The organism is Xanthomonas sp. DAR 34887 (genome assembly GCF_041245805.1).
Taxonomy (GTDB): Bacteria; Pseudomonadota; Gammaproteobacteria; order Xanthomonadales; family Xanthomonadaceae; genus Xanthomonas_A; species Xanthomonas_A tesorieronis.
Genome location: NZ_CP162490.1, coordinates 3,999,311 through 4,022,577 on the forward strand (window position 1 = coordinate 3,999,311; position 23,267 = coordinate 4,022,577).

Below are 23,267 nucleotides of genomic sequence, written 5' to 3' on the forward strand. Positions count from 1 at the left end.
TCGCATCTCCCTTCCCTTCCCCACAGAGGAATCCTCACCATGGAATACCGTCATCTCGGCGCCTCCGGCTTCAAGGTCCCCGTACTCAGTTTCGGCACCGGCACCTTCGCCGGCGCGGACTCCTTCTTCGCCTCCTGGGGCAATTCGGACGTGGACCAGGCGCGGCGCCTGATCGACATCTGCCTGGAGGCCGGGGTCAACCTGTTCGACAGCGCCGACATCTATTCCGGCGGCGCCGCCGAATCGGTGCTGGGCGCGGCGATCAAGGGCCGCCGCGACCAGGTGCTGATCTCGACCAAGGCCACCTTCCGCTTCGACCGCGACGATCCGAACAGCGTCGGCTCCTCGCGCTTCCACCTGCTGCGCGCGGTCGATGCCGCGCTCAAGCGCCTGGGCACCGACTACATCGACCTGTTCCAGCTGCACGGCTTCGATGCGAAAACGCCGGTGGAAGAAACCCTGTCCACGCTCGACGACCTGGTCCGCGCCGGCAAGATCCGCTACCTGGGCGTATCCAATTTCTCCGGCTGGCACCTGATGAAGTCGCTGGCGGTGGCCGACCGCCATGGCTGGTCGCGCTATGTCGCCAATCAGACCTACTACTCGCTGATCGGCCGCGACTACGAGGAAGAGCTGATGCCGCTGGGGCTGGACCAGGGCGTCGGCGCGGTGGTGTGGAGTCCGCTGGGCTGGGGCCGGCTGACCGGCAAGCTGCGCCGCGGCCAGCCGCTGCCGGACAGCAGCCGCCTGCACGACAAGAAGGTCACCGAGGCCGGCCCGCCGGTCGAGGACGAGCGCCTGTACCGGGTGATCGACGCGCTCGAGGCGATCGCCGCCGAGACCGGCAAGAGCGTGCCGCAGATCGCGCTGAATTGGCTGCTGCAGCGGCCCACGGTGAGCAGCGTCATCATCGGCGCGCGCAACGAGGAACAGTTGCGGCAGAACCTGGGCGCGGTCGGCTGGAATCTCGATGCCGCGCAGGTGCAGCGGCTGGACGACGCCAGCGCGGTGGTGCCGCCGTACCCGTACTGGCATCAGCGCGGCTTCGCCGAACGCAATCCGCGGCCGGTCTGAGCGACCACCCCGCGCGCAATAACCGCTTCCCCCCTCTTGGAGACACCGATGAAAGCCGTCGCCCTGACCCGCTACCTGCCGATCGACGATCCGCAGTCGCTGTTGGATACAGAATTGCCTACCCCGCCCACCGCCACCGGCTTCGACCTGCTGGTGCGGGTGGAAGCCGTTTCGGTCAATCCGGTCGACACCAAGGTGCGCGCGCCCAAGCCGCAGGTGGAAGCGCAGCCCAAGGTGCTGGGCTACGACGCCGCCGGCGTGGTCGAGGCGGTCGGCGACGAGGTCGAGGGCTTCGAGCCCGGCGACGAGGTCTATTACGCCGGCGACATCACCCGTTCCGGCAGCAATGCGCAATACCAGTTGGTGGACGCGCGCATCGTCGCGCGCAAGCCGGCGACGCTGGATTTCGCGCAGGCCGCAGCGCTGCCGCTGACCACGCTGACCGCCTGGGAACTGCTGTTCCAGCGCATGCCGTTCGACTTCGACGACGAGCGCAACCGCGGCCGCCGGCTGCTGGTGATCGGCGGTGCCGGCGGGGTCGGCTCGATCGCGATCCAGCTGGCGCGGCACGCCGGCTTCGAGGTCATCGCCACCGCGTCGCGCCAGCAGACCCGCGACTGGTGCCTGCAACTGGGCGCGCACCACGTGATCGACCATCGCCAGCCGTTGGCGCCACAGCTGCAGGCGCTGGGCATCGAACAGGTGGATGCGGCGCTGAACCTCGCCGACACCGATCGCTACTGGGACGCGCTCGGCGAACTGATCGCGCCGCAGGGTCACGTCGGCCTGATCGTGGAACCGGCCGGGGCCTTGCGCATCGGCGATCCGTACAAGGCCAAGTGCATCGGCATCCACTGGGAAATGATGTTCGCGCGGGCGCGCTTCAAGACCGCCGACATGATCGAGCAGCACCGCATCCTGGCGCGCGCCGCCAGCCTGATCGACGCCGGCGCGCTGCGCACCACCCTGACCGAGACGCTGGCGCCGATCGACGCGGCCAATCTGCGCGAGGCGCACCGGCGCCTGGAATCGGGCAGCACCATCGGCAAGCTGGCGCTGGTTGGCTGGGGCTGAAACGCGTTTCGGAATGCCTGCGCCGGTCGTGATGCAACGGCCGCGCAGACGGATCGATCGGCGACGTCCGCAGGCAGACGGCACGGCACGCGGCCGCGCGCCGAACGCACCCCGAGCGCGGCCATAGACCATGGCCGCGCCGGGGCCGGCGCTTATTCGACCGACACGGTGCCCGAGCGCGGATAGACGCGATAGATGCGGTTGTTGCTGTTGGAGCGGATGCGGATCTCGTCGCCTGCCACGCCGTCGAGATTGGCGTAGCCGAGCAGCGTCCACGACGTGCCGAAGCTGCCGGCACCGTTGATGGTCTGCAGGGTACCGCTGGCCGGACGCAGGATCAGCAGGTTGCCGCTGCCGCCGCCCTGCGCCATCGCGACCTCGTTGCCGGCCGCGCCATCGAGGTCGCGCACGCCGTTTTCCAGGGTCGCGTACTGGCTGCCGATCCAGTAGCTGTTCAATGCGCCCGATTTCAGCGAATAGATCTTCACCTCGCTGGGCAGCGCGAGCAGCAGCTCGGCGCCGGCGACGCCATTCATGTCGCTGGCGCAGTTGGCGATGTCGGCGCAGATCTTCCAGTTGGTGCCGTTGGTGACCCAGGTCGTGCGCAGTCCCGCGTTGCGGCCATAGACCACCAGGTTGCTGCCGGCTTCCAGCGGAATCTCGCTGCCGGGCAAGCCGTCCATGTCGGCGACGGCGCCGGCGACGACCCGCGAGGCGGTGCCGATGTAGTGATCGGTGATGCTGCCGTTCCTGGGATAGACGATGCGCAGCAGGGTCGGCGTGGTGATCGCGATCTCGTTGCCGGCGATGGCGTCCACGTCGGCGAAGGCGCCGATGTCCCAGGTGCCGGCGCCGATGTAGATGGCCGCGGTGGTGCGCGCGTAATGCTTGACGATGGTGAGCTGGGTGCCCTGCTTGAGCACCACCTCCGCGCCAGGCGATCCGTCCACATCGGTGACGGCGGCCAGCGTCCAGTAGGTATTGCTCAGCGGATAGCGGGTGGCCGTATTGCCGCTGACCACATTGATTTCGCTGTAGCCGTTGCATACCGCTTCCAGGGTGCCGTTGCCGTCCAGGTCGGCGGTCTGCATCAATTCGCCGTAATAGGCGGTCGAGGTGCTGCACGACTGCGCGACGGCCAGGACAGGCGCGGCCGCGACAGCGGCCATGAACAGCGCGAAGCCCACGTTTCGGATCGGATGGCGCATGGGAACCTCCAGTCAGGGGACAGGCCGGCGACGGCCGCGGAGCCGATGCGGGAATGCCGCATCCAGGCCACCGACGATGACGAAGGACGACGCGCCTCCCCCGCCGCCGGCGCTGGACAAAACCCGTTTCTGGGATTGCCATCGTGTGCCTGGCGTTCGCGGTGCAGGACCGCGCCGTCAGCCGCAGGACCGCGCGCCCTCTTGCCGTAGCCCGGATTTCGCGTCACCCTGCGCGCTTCCGTACGCCAGCGTATCCAAGCCATGTCGCCCGCCTCCGGCCAGCCCCACCCATCCCCCGCCTACCCGCACCTGTTCGCTCCGCTCGACCTGGGCTTCACCCAATTGCGCAACCGGGTGCTGATGGGCTCGATGCACACCGGCCTGGAGGATCGCGCGCGCGACTTCCCCAAGCTGGCCGCGTACTTCGCCGAGCGCGCCGCCGGCGGCGCCGGACTGATCGTCACCGGCGGCTTCGCGCCGAACGTGGTCGGCTGGCTGAAGCCGTTCGGCGGCAAGCTGTCGTGGCCGTGGGAAGTGCGCCCGCACCGCCAGGTCACCCGGGCGGTGCACGCGCATGGCGCCAAGATCTGCCTGCAGCTGCTGCATGCCGGGCGCTACGCCTACCACCCGCTGTCGGTGGCGCCATCGAAGCTGAAGGCGCCGATCAACCCGTTCACCCCGCGCGCCCTGTCCGCACGCGGGGTCGAGCGCCAGATCGGCGCCTACGCGCGCGCCGCGCGGCTGGCGCGCGAGGCCGGCTACGACGGCGTGGAAGTGATGGGCTCGGAAGGCTATCTGATCAACGAGTTCGTGGCCCCGCGCAGCAATCGCCGCGACGATGCCTGGGGCGGCGACGCGAGCAGGCGCATGCGCTTTGCTGTGGAGATCGTGCGCCAGATCCGCGAAGCCTGCGGACCCGACTTCATCATCATCTACCGGCTGTCGCTGGTGGACCTGGTCGAGGACGGCAGCGACTGGCAGGAGATCGTGGCGCAGGCGCAGGCGATCGAAGCGGCCGGCGCGACGCTGATCAACTCCGGCATCGGCTGGCATGAAGCGCGCGTGCCGACCATCGCCACCTCGGTGCCGCGCGCCGTGTTCGCCGGCGTTACCGCCAAGCTCAAGCCGCATGTGCGGGTGCCGCTGATCGCCACCAACCGCATCAACATGCCCGACGTTGCTGAGCGCATCCTCGCCGGCGGCGGTGCCGACATGGTGTCGCTGGCGCGCCCGCTGCTGGCCGATCCGCAATGGCCGAACAAGGCGCGGCGCGGCCAGGCGCAGGCGATCAACACCTGCATCGCCTGCAACCAGGCGTGCCTGGACCACGTGTTCGAGAACAAGACCGCCAGTTGCCTGGTCAATCCGCGCGCCGCGGCCGAGACCGAACTGAACTACCTGCCCACGACGGCGCCCAAGCGCGTCGCCGTGGTCGGCGCCGGCCCGGCCGGACTGGCCTGCGCCACGGTGGCCGCCGAACGCGGTCATCGCGTCACCCTGTTCGACAGCGCCGCGGAGATCGGCGGCCAGTTCAACGTGGCCAAGCGCATTCCCGGCAAGGAAGAATTCCACGAGACGCTGCGTTACTTCCGCCACCAGCTCGAGGCCACCGGCGTGGACCTGCGCCTGCACACCACTGCAGACGCGGCGCTGCTGGCCGATTTCGACGAGGTGGTGCTGGCCACCGGCATCGTGCCGCGTGCGGTGGAGTTCCCCGGCGCCGATCACCCCAACGTGGTCAGTTATCTCGATGTACTGCAGGGCCGGGTGCAAGCGGCGGACAAGGTCGCGATCATCGGCGCCGGCGGCATCGGTTTCGATGTCGGCGAATTCCTGGTCCATGCCGGCGAGTCCACCGCGCTGGACCCGGCACGGTGGATGGCCGAGTGGGGCGTGGATCCGCAGTTCGAGACACGCGGCGCGTTGCGCAAGCCGCAGCCGGAAGCGCCGGCGCGCAAGGTGTGGCTGCTGCAGCGCAGTGCCGGCCGTCCCGGCGCGCGCCTGGGCAAGACCACCGGCTGGATCCACCGCGCCACGCTGAAGGCCAAGGGCGTGACCATGCTCGGCGGGGTCGAGTACCTGGGCATGGACGACGCCGGCCTGCGCATCCGCGTGGACGGCACCGAACAGTTGCTGCCGGTCGGCACCGTGGTGGTCTGCGCCGGCCAGGAGCCGCGGCGCGACTTGCACGATGCGCTGCAGGCGGCCGGTCGCAAGGTGCATCTGATCGGCGGCGCGGACGTCGCCGCGGAACTGGATGCCAAGCGCGCCATCGCCCAGGGCAGCCGCCTGGCGGCGCAGTTGTAGGCGCGCCTACCTGGAACAGGGAAACGGCGCGCGCAACGCCTGGATCACCGCGAGCGAGGCGCGCTGTCGCAACTGCGCCGGCGGCAACGCGCTGAGCGCGGTGTACACGCGATCGGCCAGTTCGTGCTGCAGTACCCCGGCACCGGCGCACCACTGCACGCGTTCGGTGCCATCGGCGACGCCGGCGATGTAGAACTTCGCCGCTGCGCTGTCCTGGCGGCGACGGCATTCGGCCCGTTGCGGCTCCAGCCCGGCAACGGCATCCGGATCGCCCTTGAGCAGATGCAGCAAGCGCATCCCGGAGAGTTAATGGACATCGGCATCCGCCGTCTGCGCAGGCGCCGCCAGTGCAGGCGGCGCGCCCCAAGCCGCCAGGCAAAGCGCGAACAGAAACAAAATGCGCAGTGACATGAACACCTCCTCCGAGGGCCCGAACCGCTGCGCCCGATCCTAGCAGCACCGATCCGCACGCCGGACTCGGTGCTGTCGCATCGCACCGCTATAAGGCGTCAGATGCACCGGACTTCGCCCGCCTCGCCCGCATTGCCTGCGCTGCCGCGCACGGCCCTGGCCGCGTATGCCTGCGCGCATTTCGGCAAGAGCCTGCTGTGGTACGCCGGCGAACTGCTGCTGATCTATTCGCTGACCGAACACGCAGGATTGCATGCGGTCGCCGCCGGGCTGGTGCTGGCGCTGGGCCTGCTGGTCAGCGCAGCGATCGGTCTCGGCGCCGGCTGCAGTCTGCGCCGGCGATTGCGCGAGATGGTCAGTGCCGGGCACCTGCAATGGCTCGGCCTGAGCGCGGCCGCGCTGGCGCTGCTGCTGGTGTTCGCCGCGCCGCTGCTGCCGGCGCCGCTGCGGTTGGGCTACGTCTTGGTGCTCAGCCTGCTGTTCCGCATCGCCTACGCCGTCTGCGACGTGGCGCAGAACACCTTGCTGAGCCTGGTGCGTTGGCCATGGCGCGGCCACGACGGCGCCAGCGCGTTGCGCCTGGCCGGCAGCGGTATCGCGGCGCTGCTTGTCAGCATGATGATTGGCGCGATGCTGGCGCGCGGCGCCGACGGCGCGGCCTTCGCGCTGCAGTCCTGCGCCTTGTTGGCCGCGGTGGCGATGGTGTGCGCATGGCAGCTGCGACGCGCGCTGCGACGCGATGGCGTACCGCCTCCACGCGCCGACGCCGACGCGCCGACAAGCACCGGGCCGACGCCGCGCTGGCGCGCGATTCCCTGGCAACCATTGCTGCTGATCGCCGCGCTCTCGTTGACCCTGCCCACCTTCACCAAACTGGCGCCGTACGTGGCCGCCTATGGCCTGCTGTCGCCAGGCTGGGGCAGCGCGGTACTGATCGCCTATGCGCTGGGATCGGTGCTGGTGCAGCCGCTGGCGGCGCGGCTGGGTCGGCGGCATTCGCCGCACCAGCGGCTGGCGAGGCTCGGCGCGGCGCTGCTGTTGAGCGCATCGCTGTTCGCGCTGGCGCTGCCGGCGATGCCGCAGTGGAGCCTGCTGGCGGCCGCGGCCATCGGCGCGATCGGCGGCAGCGGCGGCCAGCTGGTGTGGGCCTGGCACGCGCAATTGACCGCCAAGCGCGCGGTCGCCGAGCATGCGCTGTGCTTCGCCGCCCTGGTGGCCAGCGCGCAGGTGGCGCTGGCCGTCGGCATCGCCGCGATCGGACTGTTGCTGGGAGCGATGGACTATCGCGCCAGCCATTGCGAATTGCTGCGCTGGGCGATGGCCGCCGGCCCGCTGGCCTGCAGCGCATTGTGTCTGCTGTTGGCATTGCTGGCCGGACAGCGACCGCTCTGGCGGAGAACACGCGCTGCGACAGCGTGAGCGATCACCGGATGCCCTCGCCCACATCGCGCCGCAAAGCATGCACACGCCGTTGTCGCTCACCGCACCCGGGCAAGATGCATTGCATGCATTGAATGGTGCGCTGACGACGCCCCACGTTTCCGCAGCGCACACGATCCAGCGATCGGCCGGCCGCGCTGCGATGCTGCCCGCACTGCAGAAGTCGATGGCTACACCACGTGCAACGCGGTGCACGCAGATGTTCGCCGCGCCAAGGCTCAAACCCACGCCACGCATTTCAGCGTCGGATGCATCGGTATCCGAATCGTTACGCGCAGCAAACGGCGGCCGTCGATGCGACTTCCACCTGCGGCGAATGCCCGCGAGCAAGCATCGCTAGGCAATCATTTCTAAACGCACAATGTCGCCTCTCGGTGCGATGGAACCCATCGCGCATGCCACCGGGCAGCAGAACGCGATGCACGCATCGCGCGCCGTCTCTTCGTTTTCACACGTCATGTGGGGCGCAACGACGCTGCACCGCAACAGAGAGAGCGTGAACCCTGTCAACCACCCAGGTTCAGTTGCGATTGTGGAAGCGGCGCCTATTGTGCGCGCCACTTCGATCCGCCCATCTTGGCGGATCCGCCGGCCTCCAGATTGCGCCGGCACCCGGGCGGCCCGTGACAGGCCGCCTCCCCATGACGCCAAGCCGCATCGCTTTGCCGCGCCACCCGGTGCAGCCCCGATGACGGCCCATACGGAGCAAGGAGTTATATGAAACTGGCCTGGATACTCTGGCTTTCGCAACTGTTGCCGCAACCCGCCGCCGATTCGCTGTGTTTGAGCACCACCGTTTACCTGGAAGCGCGCGATCAGACGCTGCGCGGCCAGCAGGCGGTCGCCGAAGTGGCGCTGCGGCGCCTGGACAGCGGCCTGTGGGGCAATTCGATGTGCCAGGTGGTCACCGCGCGCAAGCAGTTCGCGCCAGGGCTTGTGAAACCCGGCACCGAACTGAAGAACGACGACGCCTGGGCCGATGCGGTCAATGTCGCCTTCGCCGCCGAGCGCAACTGGGCGCTGCCGCAGGGCCAGCGCAAGGAGATCGTGCCTGGCGCCAGCCACTTCGCCGCGCATGCGATCGCCAGCCCGAGCTGGCGCAATGCCTACCAGGTGGCGACGATCGGCGACCACACGTTCTACCGCGTGCAGAAACTGCGGCCGCGCAACGCTTCCTGAGCGGCTGACGCGGCGCTATCGCCAACCGCACGAAGGGCCGGGTACGCTTCCCGGCCCTTTGTTCGTGCGGAGTCCGCAATGAAGCTGTATACCAAGCCCGGCGCCTGCTCGCTGGCCGACCACATCGTGCTGCGCTGGTCGCAACTGCCGTTCGAACTGGAAGTGCTCGACGCCGCAACGATGAAGGCGCCGGACTATCTGGCGATCAATCCCGCCGGCGCGGTGCCCGCGCTACAGGTGGACGACTGGGTGCTGACCCAGAACTCGGCGATCCTCAACTACGTTGCCGATATCGCGCCAGCGGCGCAGCTGGCCGGCGATGGCGGCGCGCGCAGCCGTGCCGAAGTGCAGCGTTGGCTCGCCTTCCTCAACGCCGACGTGCATCCCGCCTTCCATCCGTTGTTCGGCAGCACGCGCTACCTTGAGGACGCGGCAGTGATTGCACGCACCCAGGAACACGCGCGCGAACGCCTGCGCACGCTGTACGCGCGCGTAGACGCTCAGCTGGCGACGCAGCCGTGGCTCGCCGGCGCGCAGCGTTCGATCGCCGACGCGTATCTGTTCGTCACCTTGCGCTGGGCGAAGGCGATGAAGATCGAACTGGGCGCCCACCTGCAGGACTTGTTCGCGCGCATGGCGGCCGATCCGCAGGTGCAGGCGGCGCTGCAGGCCGAAGGGCTGAATTGAATCGGCGCAATTAGCGCGGTTGTACCGATCGATTTGCAGGCAACGAACGTGTAGGAGCGGCTTCAGCCGCGACATGCTCCATCGGGCGAATCCTGTCGCGGCTGAAGCCGCTCCTACAACGGCGAGCATCGCTTGCGCACCATTGCACGCCGACATCTGCGTGCGCGACACTGGCGCTCGGTCTTCGACTACTGCGGGTCCGGGCCGAGCGTGTCCTGAAGCCAACGCGCGGCCAGCGCCGGCGACTTGGCCTTGCCGAGCGCGGCGGTGAACTCCGGCAGCAATGCTTCGAGCGCGGCGGCATCGCTGCAGCGTTCGATCCGCAACTGCATGAAATAGCCTTTCAGCCCCAGATGCTTGCGCACCGCTTCGCTCATCGCGTCGTAAAGACGCGAATAGCGTTGCGCCGCTTCCTGCGATACCGGCGTATCGCCAGGACTGGCCGACGGAGGGATGGCGTCGGCCAGCGTCGTCGTCGATGCCACGGGCGACGCGCTCGATGCCGGTATCGAAGGCGGTGCTGCAGGCGCAGCCGCCACACCGCCGCCGCGGGCGATCAGACCCATCTGCTGCAGCTGCGCCAAGGCGTCTTCCGGCGCATGCAGGCCGGCGACGATCTGCTGCAGCGCGTTGTCGTCCTTGTGCCCGTCCACCACCAGCAGGATCGAGCGCAGTTGCGCCGGCAAGCGGCGCGCGCGGTCCGCGATCTCCTGCCGTCCGGCGTCGGTCTTGGCATAACGCTCGCTCATTCACCGCCCTCCCCTGTGATCGCGCGTCGGCAGCAGCCGGCGCGCTTGTTGCGCGATGCAGTGATGCCTCAGCGCGCCAGCACCCGACGGATCTCGTCCAGCGCGCCCGGATCGTCCAGCGTCGACAGGTCGCCCGGATCGCGCTGCTCGGCCAGCGCCTGCAGCGAACGCCGCAGCAGTTTGCCCGAGCGCGTCTTCGGCAATGCCTGCACCAGATACACCTGCGCCGGCCGCGCGACCGCGCCGAGCCGCTCCACCACGCACTGCCGCACCTGTTCGGCGATGGATGCGGCGGTATCGGGCGACGCCTGTTGTTTCAGCGTCGCGAAGACCACCGGCACCTGCCCCTTCAGTTCGTCGTGCATGCCGATCACCGCCACCTCGGCTACCTGCGCGTGGCCGGCGATGGCTTCTTCGATCTCGCGCGTGCCCAGGCGATGGCCGGCGACGTTGATCACGTCGTCGGTGCGGCCGAGGATGAAGGTGTAGCCGTCGTCGTCGCGGATCGCCCAATCCAGCGAGCTGTACAGCAGCTCATCGAAATGGCTGAAATAGCTGCGCAGGAAGCGCGCATCGTCGTTCCACACCGTGGTCATGCAGCCCGGCGGCAGCGGCGGTTCGATCACCAGCACGCCCTTGCGCCCGGCCGGCACTTCGACGCCCTGCGGGTCGACGACCTTCATCTTGTAGCCGAGATTGGGGAAGCCCGGCGAACCCGGTTTGACCGGCCGCATTTCCAGTCCCGGCAGCAAGGTCAGCGCCGGCCAGCCGGTTTCGGTCTGCCAGTAGTTGTCGATGATCGGCTTGCCCAGCGCTCCGCCGATCCACAGCGCGGTCGGCTCGTCCAGCGGCTCGCCGGCCAGGAACAGGTACTGCAACGCGCTCAGGTCGTGGTCGCGGATGTGGCGCACCGGATGTTTCTTCAGCACGCGGATCGCGGTCGGCGAGGAAAACATGGTGCGCACCCGGTATTTCTCGCACAGCGCCCACCACACGCCGGGATCGGGATTGACCGGCAACCCCTCGTACAGCAGCGAGGTGCAGCCGGCGATCAGCGGGCCGTACACGTTGTACGAATGGCCGACCGCCCAACCGACATCGGAGGTGGAGAACATCGCCTGCCCGGGCGCGCAATCGAACACCGTGCGCATCGACAGCGCCAGCGCCACCGCATAGCCGCCGACGTCGCGCTGCACGCCCTTGGGCTTGCCGGTGGTGCCGGAGGTGTACAGCAGATAGCTGGGTTCGTTGGACTCCAGCCACGCCACCGGCACCTGCACGTCGCCGACTTCGGCGCGCAACTCGGCGTAGTCGACGTCGCGCCCGGCAACGCGCGGCTGCGCCGGATCCAGTCCACGCGAGACGATCAGCACCTTCTGCGGCGGCGCGCTGGCTTCCGCGCAGGCGGCATCGACCAGCGGCTTGTACGGGATGACCTTGCCGCCGCGGCTGCCGGCATCGGCGGCGATCAGCAGCTTCGGCGCCGCATCGTCGATGCGCAGCGCCAGGTTGTGCGCGGCGAAGCCGCCGAACACCACCGAGTGCACCGCGCCGATGCGTGCGCAGGCCAGCATCGCGAACACCGCCTCGGCCATGTTCGGCATGTAGATGACCACGCGGTCGCCACGCTGCACGTCCAGGCGCAGCAATACTGCAGCGAAGGCGTTGACCTCCGCGTGCAGCTGCGCATAAGTGAACTCGCGGGTCTGCCCGGTCTCGCTGGACACCGCCACCAGCGCCAGTTGCGCCGCGCGCGCTGGCAGGTGCCGATCGACCGCGTTGTGGCACAGGTTGGTCAGGCCGCCGCCGAACCAGCGCCGGAACGGCGGGTTGTCGTACTCCAGGATGTTCTGCGGCGGCCGCTGCCAGTCGATAGCCTTGGCCTGCTCGGCCCAGAACTCCTCCGGCTGCTCGATCGAGCGCCGGTACAGCGTCGCGTAGTCCATGCCGCCCCTCCCAAGGCAGGTGCACCGGCTCCGAGCATAATCCTTTGGCGGCCTGGGCGTCGTTCAGACCTTGGTCGAAGGGGCTCGCGGAGGAGCCCGAGTCGGTCGTGTCGCGAAGCGCTATCGATTTGGCCGGATGACGGGAGTCTACGACGCGCCTGGACCGCCCCTTGCGTTATCGACCGTCAGCCGGCCGGATCGCCGATCAGGCTTGAAGCGCAATGCCTTCTTTTCCACCAGATGCCACGAGGCGGCCGCCAGCGCAAAGGTCGCAGGAATGGCGATGACCAAGAGTTCGAAACAAGGCGTCCGCCTTCCCATGAGCGCGACTGCAATTTGCTGCACGGGCCACGCATAGATGTAGATACCATACGAGAGATCGCCGAATCGCGAGATGTCGCGCATGCCCGCCCACGAGCGCAAGCCAATCGCAATCGCCAGCGGCGGGACGATGAAGACAAGACCCAGCGTCGTTTGATCGATGCGTAGCAATGCACAGCCTATCGTCAAGGACAAAAGGCCTGGCAACGTTTTGCGAAGGATTGGATACGCTCGCAGCAGGCTTCCTGCCGCGAAGAAGAGCCCAAAGTCCGCCAGGAAACTCGCGCCATCCTGTGCGCCCGACAGCACGAAATAGCAAAAGATCCCTGTCGCCAACACGAGCGATGGGCGCCGGGTGGCGACGCCTGCCAAGAGAAGTAGCGCGTAGCAGCAGACCTCGTACTTGATCGTCCAGAGGGATCCATTCGTACGGTGCCTAGGATTATCTGGAAATCCCATCAGCCCAAGCGCAGCGATCACTGCCAACGTTAGCGGGATCGACACACACAGGGCAGGCAGCACGCGCAGCGTTCGGCGAGCACAGAACCGGAAAACGTCAGGGTCTTTCAGCCAACTGGAGGTGACCAGGCAGCCACTGATCGAGAAGAAGATGAGCACACCCAGATTGCCGAACGAGTGGTCGCCAACGAACATCGGCTCCGTACGTCCGGATAGCGCGAACTGATGGCTGACCAGGACGAGCAACGCGCCGATCAAACGCAGCGCATCGAAATTATTGCGCGCAGACGCACTCATCCTCGCTCCTTCGCGGATTGCAGTCATAGGTCACGTGCCGCCATGCGCTTGCCAGGCGTAACAGCGCCCGGTTGCACGAAGCAGGCCGAGCTCCGTCGAAACGACAGTTGCTCGGCGCGGCATCGCGCCGAGGTGGAGCGGGCCCACCTGTCGGCACAACCCCAAGCAAGGCCACTGCCGCTACAGGATCCCGATGTCCTTCAACCAGCGCTCCACCAGCCCGGGCCACAGTTCCACAACGGGATGCGGAGAAGGACGCAGGCCGAACGCATGGCCGCCATTGGCGAACAAATGCACTTCGGCCGGCACGTCCGCCTCATGCAGTGCCTGCGCGTACAACGTGCTGTTGCAGACGTCATCGATGGGGTCGTCCCAGTTCTGCAGAATGAACGTCGGTGTCGTGCGGCTGGTGACCGTGAAGCCGGGATCGAACTTTCCATCGCGACACAGGTGTCCGGGATACGCCGCGATCGCGAAGTCGGGCCGACTGCTCAGCGTGTCGGCCGCATCGACCGGCGCGTAGCTCGATTCGAAGATATTGCTGGTCTGCGCCACCAGGAACCCGCCGGCGGAAAAGCCGATCACGCCGATGCGCTTGAGATCGATGTGCCATTCGGCCGCGTGCGCACGTACGAGCCGAATCGTGCGCTGCGCGTCCTGGAAGGCGAATGGCACCTTGGGCGTGACCGCGCAATTGCACGCCTTGTCGTAATGATGGTTGCCGCCTGGCACGCGATACTTGGACAGGATGCAGGTCATGCCGCGCGACGTGATCCAGTCGCAGATTTCCGTACCCTCCAACGTCATGGCCAGCATCACGAAACCGCCGCCCGGGTACACCACCACGGCCGCTCCCGTATTGGTTCCCTTCGGCGGGTACACCGTCATGGTGGGCACACTGACATCGAAGATGCCTTGCGAACTGCGGCCGACAAGGGCGCCAGGGTCTTCCTTGGTCAACACGCTTTCGGGTTTGCGCGTGGTTTCCCGCGCGTCCGGCACCGCATGCGGCCAGATCGGCATCTGCTTCACCCCCGCCGGCGCCTGCCAAACTTCGATCCTTGGCGCTGCCTCGGGAGTCTCGACAGCCGGCGCCGCCGATGCGGTGCACGCCGCGATAAAAGCACCAACCACACACGTCACGCGCCACTGGATTCGCTTCATTTCCATGCCTTCCGAAAAGTGCTCGGCGCTATAGTGCGATCGGTCAGGCGTGCGTGCAAAGGATGTTATCTCTTGGCAGCTTCAAGTAAATCTAATGGCAAGGCCATGGGGGTTGCGGTGTCGTTGAATGCCTTGAAGGCCTTTGAAAGCGCCGCGCGGCATCTGTCTTTCACCTTGGCTGCCGAGGAACTGTCGGTGACGCCGGCCGCCATCAGCCATCAGGTGAAATCGCTCGAGGAGCGCCTGGGCGTTCGCCTTTTCCGCAGAACCTCCAAGGGCTTGCTGATCACCGACGAAGGCCTCGCCCTGGTGCCGACACTGAGCGAAACCTTCACCCGGCTCGGGCGGCTGCTGGAACAATTCGAGCGCGGCCACCGCCGCGAGGTACTGACCGTCAGCGTCGTTGGAACGTTTGCAGTGGGATGGCTGCTGCCGAAGCTGGAAGACTTCGAGCAACTCTATCCGTTCGTCGACCTGCGCCTGCTGACCAATAACAACCGGGTCGATGTCGCCGGAGAGCGCCTGGATTTCGCCATCCGTTTCGGCGACGGCGCCTGGCATGGCATGCAGGCGGAACATCTCATGGATGCGCCGCTGTCGCCCATGTGTTCGCCGGCAATTGCCGAGCGCCTGCAAACGCCAGAGGACCTGCGGTACGTCCGGCTGTTGCGCTCCTACCGACCGCAGGACTGGGCGGCGTGGTTCGATGCCGCAGGCATGGCGCCGATTCCGCCGCGCGGCCCGATGTTCGATGCCTCCGCCTTGATGGCACAGGCGGCCATCGATGGATACGGCGTGGCATTGGTGCCGGCGTGCATGTTCGAACGCGATAGCGACAGCGGACGGTTGGTCCGGCCATTCCCCGTCTCGGTGAATACTGGGGCCTACTGGCTGACGGCATTGAAGAGCCGTCCTGTCACGCCGGCAATGGATGCATTCAAGCAATGGCTGCTATCGCATTCGACCCAAGGCACTACTTGATGGGCCTCGGGCTGCATTCTCGCGTGCCGGGATCGGCGTCGCCCATGCCGTGCGCGATCAGCAGCGTCCTTCGGCGGCGATCAAGTGGCGCCAGGACGCAAGCGTCCGAGCTTCGGACCGCTTACGGGTCGACCGTGAAAAGGACGTGCCGTCCCTCGGACGCTGCGGTTTGATACAGGGCGCGAACGCCCTGGAACCATTCCCATGTGTACTGGAAGTCCGCGTCCGTCAGCTCCATTCCGTAATCTTCCGAATCAATCCCGTCGTACAACGCCCTGAACTGATCCGGTGTGATCTTCATTGCAGCCAACGCCACATCCTTGACTTGCTCCGGCGTTTTCAGACGGATGATGTAGTCGTCTCGACCATAAAGGGACTGTCCGCCGAGAACGACATGATTCAGTGGATACCGCCCCCCGTCATCGCAGAGCAGTCCGCCGGAAAGCGCACGATGCATCGCATCCCACGCTTTGTCGCTCTCGGCGACATAAGCTTGGAACTGCTCGAAATATCGCGGCTCGATGTCTTCCTGGATCAGCGCGAGGCGTTCGTCATCCGTTTGCTTGGACACCAAGGACGCGACGTCGTCGGCAGACAGCGCAAAATGTACGCCGAGATAAGCCATAGCTTCTCCTTGGAAGTCTGATACTCACGGCAAACGGCGCCGCAAAGCCGCGCCCGCGTGCCCGAATCGCCGGATGCCGCCGCTACTGCCCCGGCACGGTAAATGTCACCACCACATTCTTCGGCGCTTGCTGGAAGCGCGTGGCCACAGAACTCTTGCTGAGTTGCACGATCTGCTCCAGCGGCTTGGGCGGCACGCCCTGGAAGTTGACCGTGACCTGGACGAGGGAGCCGTTCGCCCAGTTGAAGCCGACCATCGGCTTGCTACCGACCGACTTCTCCAGGTCGGCGGCCACTTCCTGCGAATGCGCGTACGCATTCCTCATCGTGTCGACCGCACCGCAGGACGTGAGCGCCAGCAGCAGCGGCGCCAGCAGCAAGGTCGATCGCATCCTGCTCTCCTGAATTGGCCAACTACTGTTTCTGCACAGCCGCTTTCGCCGCCGCCGCGCGCGGCGGCGCATTCTTCACATAGCGATCGAACCACTCCAGCATTTCGGCCACCACGTCTTCGTTGGACTCGCGCGCGCTGTACCAGTGCGGTTCGAACGGCAGCAGCACCAGCCGCGCGGTGCCGCCGAGGCCGCGGATGGCCTGGAACATGCGCGGGGCCTGGGTGGTCTCGGTGCCGGGATTGGCGTCGTCCATGCCGTGCACCAGCAGTAGCGGCTCGTTGATCTTGTCGGCATTGAAGAACGCCGAGGCCTGCGCGTACACGTCCGGCGCGGCCCAGAACGAGCGCCGCTCGTTCTGGAAGCCGAACGGGGTCAGAGTCTTGTTGTAGCTGCCGCTCGTCGCCACGCCGGCGCGGAACAGCTCGGTATGCGCCAGCAGGTTGGCCGCCATCAGCGCGCCGTGGCTGTGGCCGGTGACGCCGATCCGGTCGCGGTCCACCACACCCAGCGCCACCGCCTTGTCCACCGCCGCGGTGGCGTTGTCCACCAGTTGCTGCAGATAGGTGTCGTAGGCGGTCTTGGGATCGCCGACGATCGGGAACGCGGTGTCGTCGATGATCGCGTAACCGGCCAGCAACAGCAGCTGGTAGGAGCTCAAGCGGGTGAAATCGCGTTCGTTGGCGCCGCTGACCTGGCCGGCCTTGGACGGGTCGGCGTAGTCCAGCGGATAGGCGTACAGGATCGCCGGCACCCGCGTGCCTTCCTTGTAGCCCGGCGGCGTGTACAGGGTGAACGACAGTTCCACCCCGTCCTTGCGGGTGTAGGTCACCAGCCGCTTCTTGATCTGCCGCACCAGCGGCGTCGGATCGGGAAAGCGGGTGACCGGCGCGATGCTCGATGCGTAGACCGCTTCGCCCGCCGCCGCAGCGGGCTGGGCCTGGCCCAGCGCACGCAGGTACACGTTCGGCGGATCGGTCGGCGACTGGCGCCAGGTCAGCAGGCGGGTGGTATCGTCGCCGGCGAATCCGGCGAACACTTCGTCCACGCTGGCGTCGCTGCGGAACAGGCGCTCGGTCTTGCCGCTGGCCAGGTCGTAGCGGTCCAGGAACGCACGGTCGCCAGCCGGCGTCGCGCCCTGACCGCTCAGGAACAGCGCGCCGCGGTCTTCGTGCAGCACCGCTTCGCCGTTGGCCAGCACGCGCAGTTCCGGCGTGCCGGGATCGGCGTACAGATCGTCGGTGGACAGGTCGAACAGCACCCGGCTTGGCGCGCCGGCGCGGTCGGCGTCGAGCAGCGTGGTGCGCCGCCAGTGGCGGTTCTCGTCGTATTCGTCCAGCAGCGCCTGGCTGCCCTGGGCGAACCAGGACAGGCCGGCGTAGCGTTGGGTCACCCGCGCCAGTTCGCGCGGCTTGGCGGTGAACGGCGCCGCCAGGGTCAGCAGCTTGTCGCGCGCAGGCACGGTCGCCTTCCAGTCGCCGCCATCCAGCGCCTCGGCCCAGACCAGCGTGGCCGGCTGGTTGGCGCGCCAGGCGTACGCACGCGGGCCGGTCGGCACGCCGTGCACCGGCACCCGTTCGGCGACCGGCAGATCGGCCAGCACGCGCTCGCTGCCATTGGACAGATCCAGCACCGCCACGTCGTGGGCGAAACGCGCATAGGTGGTGACATAGGAATACGGCCGCTTGAGCCGCTCCACGCGCACGTGGCGGCCATCGGGCGCGCCGTCGACCGCGGTATAGACGGCCGGTGCGCCGACCTTGCTCTGCTTGCCGCTGGCCGCATCGACGGTGAGCAACTGCGAGGTGGCGTAGTACGCGAACAACGCCTCGTCCTCGGGGCTGGACAGCGTGTCGCGCGCCTCGTAGGTACTGCTCTCGCCCTTGCCCTGGATGGCTTCCTTGACCTCCGGACCCAGCGGCACCGCCGCCTTGCGCGGCGCGGCGCCCAGGTCCTGCGGCACGGTCTTCAGCAGCAGCGTGTCGCTGCCGCCCAGCCACTGGATCTCGCCGCCCAGCACCGGGTTGAGCTGCACGCCATCGATACGGCGCACGTTGCCGGTGGCGACGTCGCCCAGCCATAGCTCGACGCGATCGGCAGCGGTGTTGTTGAAGGCGAAACGGCGCCCGTCCGGCGACCACACCGGCAGCGCCGGACAGGCACCGGCCGGCAGGGTCACCGCGGTCTGCCTGCCGCTGGCCACGTCGACCAGGCTGAAGCCTTCCAGGCAGGCGCGGATGCCGTAGCCGTTGGACATGTCGTGGCGGCTGTGGCTGCGCAGCTCCACGCGCACGCCGGCCAGCTTCAGGTACGGCTCGGCGACGCGCGCGATCGGCGGATACTGGGTGCGCTGCACCAGCAACAGGGTCTTGCCGGTGGGGTCAAGCCGCGGCGACGGATTGAGCGGCGCACGCATTACCCCCAACAGCGGCTCGGGCGGCTGACGGTAACCGCTGTCGGCGGCCGAAGCGGCGAGCGGCAACAGGCTGGCGAGCGCCAGCGACAAGACCCACCGGTACGGCACGACCATGACATTTATCCCCTGGCGAATGGCTGTGAAAACGTAGCACACCGCTGGTGTCCCAGTGACTCCCGACCTCGGCATCTTTTGGAGGAGTGGCTCGGGCTGGATGAGATGAAGGGCCAATTGTTCCCTTCTCCCATCGGGACCATGGCCCCCTTTTCGGGGGAAGGTGCCCCGAAGGGGCGGATGAGGGTACGGGCGAAGCCTCGTGCACCCAAACTCCGCGAGACGCTTCGCGCCGGACCCTCACCCCAACCCCTCTCCCGGGGGGAGAGGGGCTATGCACGCTCGGCTATTCCCACCGGGACCATGCCCCCCATTTCGAAGAAAGCGACCCGCTAGTTTTTAGAGCCCCACAACGCAGAACGCCGGGCAGAGCCCGGCGTTCGGTAACGCGATCGCGGAGGCGATCAGCCCAGCAGGTGCGCCACGCCGCTGCGCTCTTCTTCCAGCTCGGCCAGGGTCTTGTCGATGTACTTCTGGCTGAAGTCGTCGATCGGCAGGTCCTTGACCAGGGTGTACTCGCCGTTCTCGGTGGTCACCGCGAAGCCGAACATCACGCCTTCCGGAATGCCGTAGGAGCCGTCGGACGGCACGCCCATGGTCACCCACTTGCCGTTGCTGCCCAGCACCCAGTCGCGCACGTGGTCGATGGCGGCGTTGGCGGCCGAAGCGGCCGAGGACGAGCCGCGCGCTTCGATGATCGCCGCGCCGCGCTTGCCCACGGTCGGGATGAAGGTGTTGGCGTTCCATTCCTGGTCGTTGATCGCCTCGGCGATGGAGGTGCCATCGACGGTGGCGAAGCGGTAGTCCGGGTACATGGTCGGGCTGTGGTTGCCCCACACCACCAGCTTCTCGATGCCGCCGACCGGCTTGCCGAGCTTGCCGGCCAGTTGGCTCAGCGCGCGGTTGTGGTCCAGACGCAACATGGCGGTGAAGTTCTTCGGGTTCAGGTCCGGTGCCGACTTCATCGCGATGTAGGCGTTGGTGTTGGCCGGGTTGCCAACCACCAGCACCTTGACGTTGCGGCTGGCGACCTTGTTCAGCGCCGCGCCCTGCGCGGTGAAGATCTTGGCGTTCTCCAGCAGCAGGTCCTTGCGCTCCATGCCCGGGCCGCGCGGACGCGCGCCGACCAGCAGGGCGATGTCGGCGTCCTTGAACGCCACTTCGGCGTCGTCGGTGCCGACCATGCCGGCCAGCAGCGGGAACGCGCAGTCTTCCAGCTCCATCATCACGCCCTTCAGCGCGGCCTGGGCCTTCTCCATCGGCAGCTCGAGCAGCTGCAGGATCACCGGCTGGTCCTTGCCCAGCATTTCGCCGGAGGCGATACGGAACAGCAGGGCATAGCCGATCTGGCCGGCAGCGCCGGTCACAGCAACACGTACGGGTGTCTTCATGGGGGGTTCCTCTGCTAAAAAAGGGATAAGGGGGTCAGTAGACGCGGTAGCCGAGCGGCTGCAGGTGCGCGTCCAGGGCGGCGCCGCGGTCATCAGCGATGCGGTAGCCGTCGATCACGTGCTGGCCGACCACCGTGATCGGCACGCCTTCGCGACCCAGGGCGGCGGCGGCCAGGCGGCCTTCCTCCTGCTCCACGTCGAGCACGCGGTAGCGGACCTGGGCACGTTCGAAATCGGCCTGTTGCCGGCGGCAGTAACCGCACCAGTCGGCGGCCAGCATGACGATGCCGTCCTCGCCGGTGAGCAGCCGCGGATCGCCGGCCGCCAGCGTTGCCGGCGCCGATGTCGTCCCCGCGCTGCGCCACCACGCATGCACGCCGCCACCGATTCCGAGCAGCAGCAGACACAGCAGGAGGGGACGCATCGTCATCGAGGGTCGGGCGCGGCAATCAACCGGGAAATGTTAGCACGCAGGCCATCTGCGACCGGCCGCCAGGGCCGGTCGCTGGGGCACTCAGGCGCCGAGCACGCGGTTCCACTCGGCGACGCGGTCGGCCTTGGCCGCCAGCACCGCATCGGCGTCGCCTTCGATGGTGATCTTGTTGATGACATCGCCCTGGGCGACGCTGTCGACCACGTCCAGGCCCTGGGTCACCTTGCCGAACACGGTGTGCTTGCCGTCCAGCCACGGGGTGGCGGTGTGGGTGATGAAGAACTGACTGCCGTTGGTGCTGGGACCGGCATTGGCCATCGACAGCACGCCGCGCTCGTGGCGCACGCCGTTGTTGGTCTCGTCCTCGAAGCGGTAGCCCGGGCCGCCGCGGCCGGAGCCTTCCGGGCAGCCGCCCTGGATCATGAAGTCGGCGATCACGCGGTGGAAGTTCAGCCCGTCGTAGAAGCCGCGCTTGGCCAGGTTCACGAAGTTGGCCACGGTCAGCGGCGCCTTGTCGGGATACAGCTCGATCGTGATCGGGCCGCGGGCGGTGTCGAAATGGGCGATCAGGGACATGGGATTCCTTGGAAACGGGGGCGTCATTTGGGGCGCATAGGATACACGGCGGCCTGTTTGGCCCGCTTCCGGCACCGCAAGGTGGTGCCTGCACCTGCAGCCTGAATCCTGAACCGGCAGGCGCGCCGGGATACAGGTATAATAGGCGGCTTCCTCTCCTTCCTTCTGGCGCCGGCTGGCCCCCTTTCGCATGTCCATCGAAAATCTTCGCAATATCGCCATCGTCGCCCACGTCGACCATGGCAAGACCACCCTCGTCGACTGCCTGCTGAAGCAGTCCGGCACCCTGTCCGAGCGTACGGTGCTGGCCGAGCGCGTGATGGACAGCAACGACCAGGAAAAGGAACGCGGCATCACCATCCTGGCCAAGAACACCGCCATCACCTGGCAAGGCAACCGCATCAACATCGTCGACACTCCCGGACACGCCGACTTCGGCGGCGAGGTGGAGCGCGTGCTGTCGATGGTGGACACCGTGCTGATCCTGGTCGACGCGATGGACGGCCCGATGCCGCAGACCCGCTTCGTGACCCAGAAGGCGTTCGCGATGGGCTTCAAGCCGATCGTGGTGGTCAACAAGATCGACCGCCCCGGCGCGCGCCCGGACTGGGTGATCGACCAGGTGTTCGACCTGTTCGACAAGCTCGGCGCGACCAACGAGCAGCTCGACTTCCCGATCGTCTACACCTCGGCGCTGAACGGCTACGCTTCGCTGGACGATAGCGTGCGCGACGGCGACATGACCCCGCTGTACGAAGCGATCATGCAGCACGCGCCGAAGCCGGACGTGGATCCGGACGGCCCGTTCCAGATGCGCATCAGCCAGCTGGACTACAACAACTTCGTCGGCGTGATCGGCATCGGCCGCATCCAGCGCGGCGTGCTGAAGAAAAACATGCCGGTATCGGTGATCGACCGCGAAGGCAAGAAGCGTCAGGGCAAGGTGCTGCAGGTGCTGGGCTTCCTGGGTCTGGAGCGGATCGAGCAGGACAGCGCGCAGGCCGGCGACATCGTGGCCATCTCCGGCATCCAGGAGCTGACCATCTCCGACACCGTGTGCGCGCTGGACGCCCCCGAGGCGCTGCCGCCGCTGACCGTGGACGAGCCGACCATCTCGATGACCTTCCAGGTCAACAACTCGCCGTTCGCCGGCAACAAGGACCTGTCGGGCGGCAAGTTCCTGACCAGCCGCCAGCTCAAGGACCGGCTGGAGCGCGAGACCGTGCACAACGTGGCGCTGAAGGTGCAGCAGCTGGAAGACGCCGACAAGTTCCTGGTCTCCGGTCGCGGCGAGCTGCACCTGTCGGTGCTGATCGAAAACATGCGCCGCGAAGGCTTCGAGCTGGCGGTGTCGCGTCCGGAAGTCATCATCAAGGAGATCGACGGCAAGATGATGGAGCCGGTCGAGCAGCTGGTGGTGGACATCGAGGAGCAGCACCAGGGCGGCGTGATGGAGAAGCTGGGCACCCGCAAGGGCCAGCTCAAGAACATGGAACCGGACGGCAAGGGCCGCGTGCGCCTGGACTACATGATTCCGGCGCGCGGCCTGATCGGCTTCCAGAACGAGTTCCGCACCCTGACCCAGGGCTCGGGCCTGCTGTTCCACGTGTTCGACCACTACGGCCCGAAGGAACAGGGCGCCATTGCCAAGCGCCAGAACGGCGTGATGATCGCCAATGCGCCGGGCGCCACTCCCGCCTACGCGCTGGGGCCGCTGGAAGAGCGCGGCCGCCTGTTCGCCGCCGAAGGCGACAACGTGTACGAAGGCCAGCTGGTCGGCATCCACTCCAAGGACAACGACCTGACCGTCAACGCGATCAAGACCAAGCCGCTGACAAACATGCGCGCTTCGGGCAAGGACGACGCGATCAAGCTGACCCCGGCGATCAAGTACACGCTGGAACAGGCGCTGGACTTCATCGAGGACGACGAGCTGGTCGAAGTCACCCCGAAGGAAATTCGCCTGCGCAAGAAGTTCCTGACCGAAAGCGATCGCAAGCGCGCCGGTCGCGCGGGCTGATCGC

20 protein-coding genes are annotated in these 23,267 nt (G+C 67.2%); 8 read left to right on the forward strand and 12 right to left on the reverse strand.

The features are described 5' to 3' along the window. Positions 1 to 39 precede the first annotated feature (39 nt). Both AB3X08_RS16945 and AB3X08_RS16950 read left to right on the forward strand, forming a co-directional pair. Entirely contained in the window at positions 40 to 1,074 is a 1,035-nt protein-coding gene (locus tag AB3X08_RS16945; RefSeq protein WP_369933977.1) for an aldo/keto reductase, read from the forward strand. 48 nt (positions 1,075 to 1,122) lie between these two features. Then, positions 1,123 to 2,148 carry a zinc-binding alcohol dehydrogenase family protein gene (locus AB3X08_RS16950; RefSeq protein WP_369933978.1) on the forward strand — a complete coding sequence of 342 codons (1,026 nt, stop codon included), beginning with the start codon at positions 1,123 to 1,125 and terminating at the stop codon, positions 2,146 to 2,148. Between the two features lie 152 nt (positions 2,149 to 2,300). Here AB3X08_RS16950 and AB3X08_RS16955 read toward each other — a convergent pair whose 3' ends face one another. Continuing rightward, positions 2,301 to 3,356 (reverse strand): hypothetical protein, encoded by a 1,056-nt coding sequence (locus AB3X08_RS16955; RefSeq protein ID WP_369933980.1) that lies wholly within the window; start codon positions 3,354 to 3,356, stop codon positions 2,301 to 2,303. 261 nt (positions 3,357 to 3,617) lie between these two features. Here AB3X08_RS16955 and AB3X08_RS16960 point away from each other — a divergent pair, with 261 nt between their 5' ends. Further along, on the forward strand, positions 3,618 to 5,663 hold the full coding sequence (locus AB3X08_RS16960) for an FAD-dependent oxidoreductase (protein WP_369933981.1): 2,046 nt from the start codon (positions 3,618 to 3,620) through the stop codon (positions 5,661 to 5,663). Positions 5,664 to 5,669: 6 nt separating this feature from the next. On the opposite strand, the gene AB3X08_RS16965 is transcribed toward AB3X08_RS16960, so the two are convergent. Then, on the reverse strand, positions 5,670 to 5,954 hold the full coding sequence (locus AB3X08_RS16965; RefSeq protein ID WP_369933983.1) for a Rap1a/Tai family immunity protein: 285 nt from the start codon (positions 5,952 to 5,954) through the stop codon (positions 5,670 to 5,672). A gap of 222 nt (positions 5,955 to 6,176) precedes the next feature. Between AB3X08_RS16965 and AB3X08_RS16970 the strand changes: the two genes are divergently transcribed. The 3 genes from AB3X08_RS16970 (at position 6,177) to AB3X08_RS16980 (ending at position 9,380) form a co-directional block, all read left to right on the forward strand. Next, on the forward strand, positions 6,177 to 7,493 hold the full coding sequence (locus AB3X08_RS16970) for an MFS transporter (RefSeq protein WP_369933984.1): 1,317 nt from the start codon (positions 6,177 to 6,179) through the stop codon (positions 7,491 to 7,493). Positions 7,494 to 8,231: 738 nt separating this feature from the next. Then, on the forward strand, positions 8,232 to 8,693 hold the full coding sequence (locus tag AB3X08_RS16975) for a cell wall hydrolase (protein WP_145701667.1): 462 nt from the start codon (positions 8,232 to 8,234) through the stop codon (positions 8,691 to 8,693). A 78-nt stretch (positions 8,694 to 8,771) separates the two neighbouring features. Beyond that, the gene (locus AB3X08_RS16980) at positions 8,772 to 9,380 is read left to right on the forward strand and encodes a glutathione binding-like protein (protein WP_369933985.1); all 609 of its coding nucleotides are present in this window, start codon (positions 8,772 to 8,774) and stop codon (positions 9,378 to 9,380) included. A gap of 188 nt (positions 9,381 to 9,568) precedes the next feature. Here the strand turns inward: AB3X08_RS16980 and AB3X08_RS16985 are convergent, their stop codons facing one another. The 4 genes from AB3X08_RS16985 to AB3X08_RS17000 all read right to left on the reverse strand — a co-directional run bounded on the left by AB3X08_RS16985 (position 9,569) and on the right by AB3X08_RS17000 (position 14,316). Next, positions 9,569 to 10,129 (reverse strand): hypothetical protein, encoded by a 561-nt coding sequence (locus tag AB3X08_RS16985; RefSeq protein WP_369933986.1) that lies wholly within the window; start codon positions 10,127 to 10,129, stop codon positions 9,569 to 9,571. Between the two features lie 68 nt (positions 10,130 to 10,197). Then, a complete protein-coding gene (gene prpE / locus AB3X08_RS16990) occupies positions 10,198 to 12,075 on the reverse strand; it encodes a propionate--CoA ligase (protein WP_369933987.1) in 1,878 nt (625 codons plus the stop codon). Between the two features lie 147 nt (positions 12,076 to 12,222). Further along, positions 12,223 to 13,152: an acyltransferase family protein gene (locus AB3X08_RS16995; RefSeq protein WP_369933988.1), complete on the reverse strand. Its 930-nt coding sequence runs from the start codon at positions 13,150 to 13,152 to the stop codon at positions 12,223 to 12,225. 180 nt (positions 13,153 to 13,332) lie between these two features. Continuing rightward, positions 13,333 to 14,316, reverse strand: a complete 984-nt coding sequence (locus tag AB3X08_RS17000; protein ID WP_369933989.1) for an alpha/beta hydrolase — start codon at positions 14,314 to 14,316, stop codon at positions 13,333 to 13,335. A 105-nt stretch (positions 14,317 to 14,421) separates the two neighbouring features. Between AB3X08_RS17000 and AB3X08_RS17005 the strand changes: the two genes are divergently transcribed. Next, positions 14,422 to 15,297, forward strand: coding sequence for a LysR family transcriptional regulator (locus tag AB3X08_RS17005; protein ID WP_369938559.1), 876 nt, complete (start codon positions 14,422 to 14,424; stop codon positions 15,295 to 15,297). Between the two features lie 121 nt (positions 15,298 to 15,418). On the opposite strand, the gene AB3X08_RS17010 is transcribed toward AB3X08_RS17005, so the two are convergent. The 6 genes from AB3X08_RS17010 to AB3X08_RS17035 all read right to left on the reverse strand — a co-directional run bounded on the left by AB3X08_RS17010 (position 15,419) and on the right by AB3X08_RS17035 (position 21,243). Next, on the reverse strand, positions 15,419 to 15,922 hold the full coding sequence (locus tag AB3X08_RS17010) for a YfbM family protein (RefSeq protein ID WP_369933990.1): 504 nt from the start codon (positions 15,920 to 15,922) through the stop codon (positions 15,419 to 15,421). An 82-nt stretch (positions 15,923 to 16,004) separates the two neighbouring features. Continuing rightward, positions 16,005 to 16,313, reverse strand: coding sequence for a hypothetical protein (locus tag AB3X08_RS17015; protein WP_369933991.1), 309 nt, complete (start codon positions 16,311 to 16,313; stop codon positions 16,005 to 16,007). Between the two features lie 22 nt (positions 16,314 to 16,335). Beyond that, positions 16,336 to 18,843, reverse strand: a complete 2,508-nt coding sequence (locus AB3X08_RS17020; RefSeq protein WP_369933992.1) for a prolyl oligopeptidase family serine peptidase — start codon at positions 18,841 to 18,843, stop codon at positions 16,336 to 16,338. A gap of 404 nt (positions 18,844 to 19,247) precedes the next feature. Then, positions 19,248 to 20,234, reverse strand: coding sequence for a malate dehydrogenase (locus AB3X08_RS17025; RefSeq protein WP_369933993.1), 987 nt, complete (start codon positions 20,232 to 20,234; stop codon positions 19,248 to 19,250). Positions 20,235 to 20,268: 34 nt separating this feature from the next. Further along, entirely contained in the window at positions 20,269 to 20,658 is a 390-nt protein-coding gene (locus tag AB3X08_RS17030) for a glutaredoxin family protein (RefSeq protein WP_369933994.1), read from the reverse strand. A gap of 90 nt (positions 20,659 to 20,748) precedes the next feature. Continuing rightward, positions 20,749 to 21,243, reverse strand: a complete 495-nt coding sequence (locus tag AB3X08_RS17035) for a peptidylprolyl isomerase (protein ID WP_184411708.1) — start codon at positions 21,241 to 21,243, stop codon at positions 20,749 to 20,751. Between the two features lie 190 nt (positions 21,244 to 21,433). Between AB3X08_RS17035 and typA the strand changes: the two genes are divergently transcribed. After that, positions 21,434 to 23,263: a translational GTPase TypA gene (gene typA, locus AB3X08_RS17040; protein WP_369933995.1), complete on the forward strand. Its 1,830-nt coding sequence runs from the start codon at positions 21,434 to 21,436 to the stop codon at positions 23,261 to 23,263. The last annotated feature ends 4 nt before the right edge of the window (positions 23,264 to 23,267 follow it).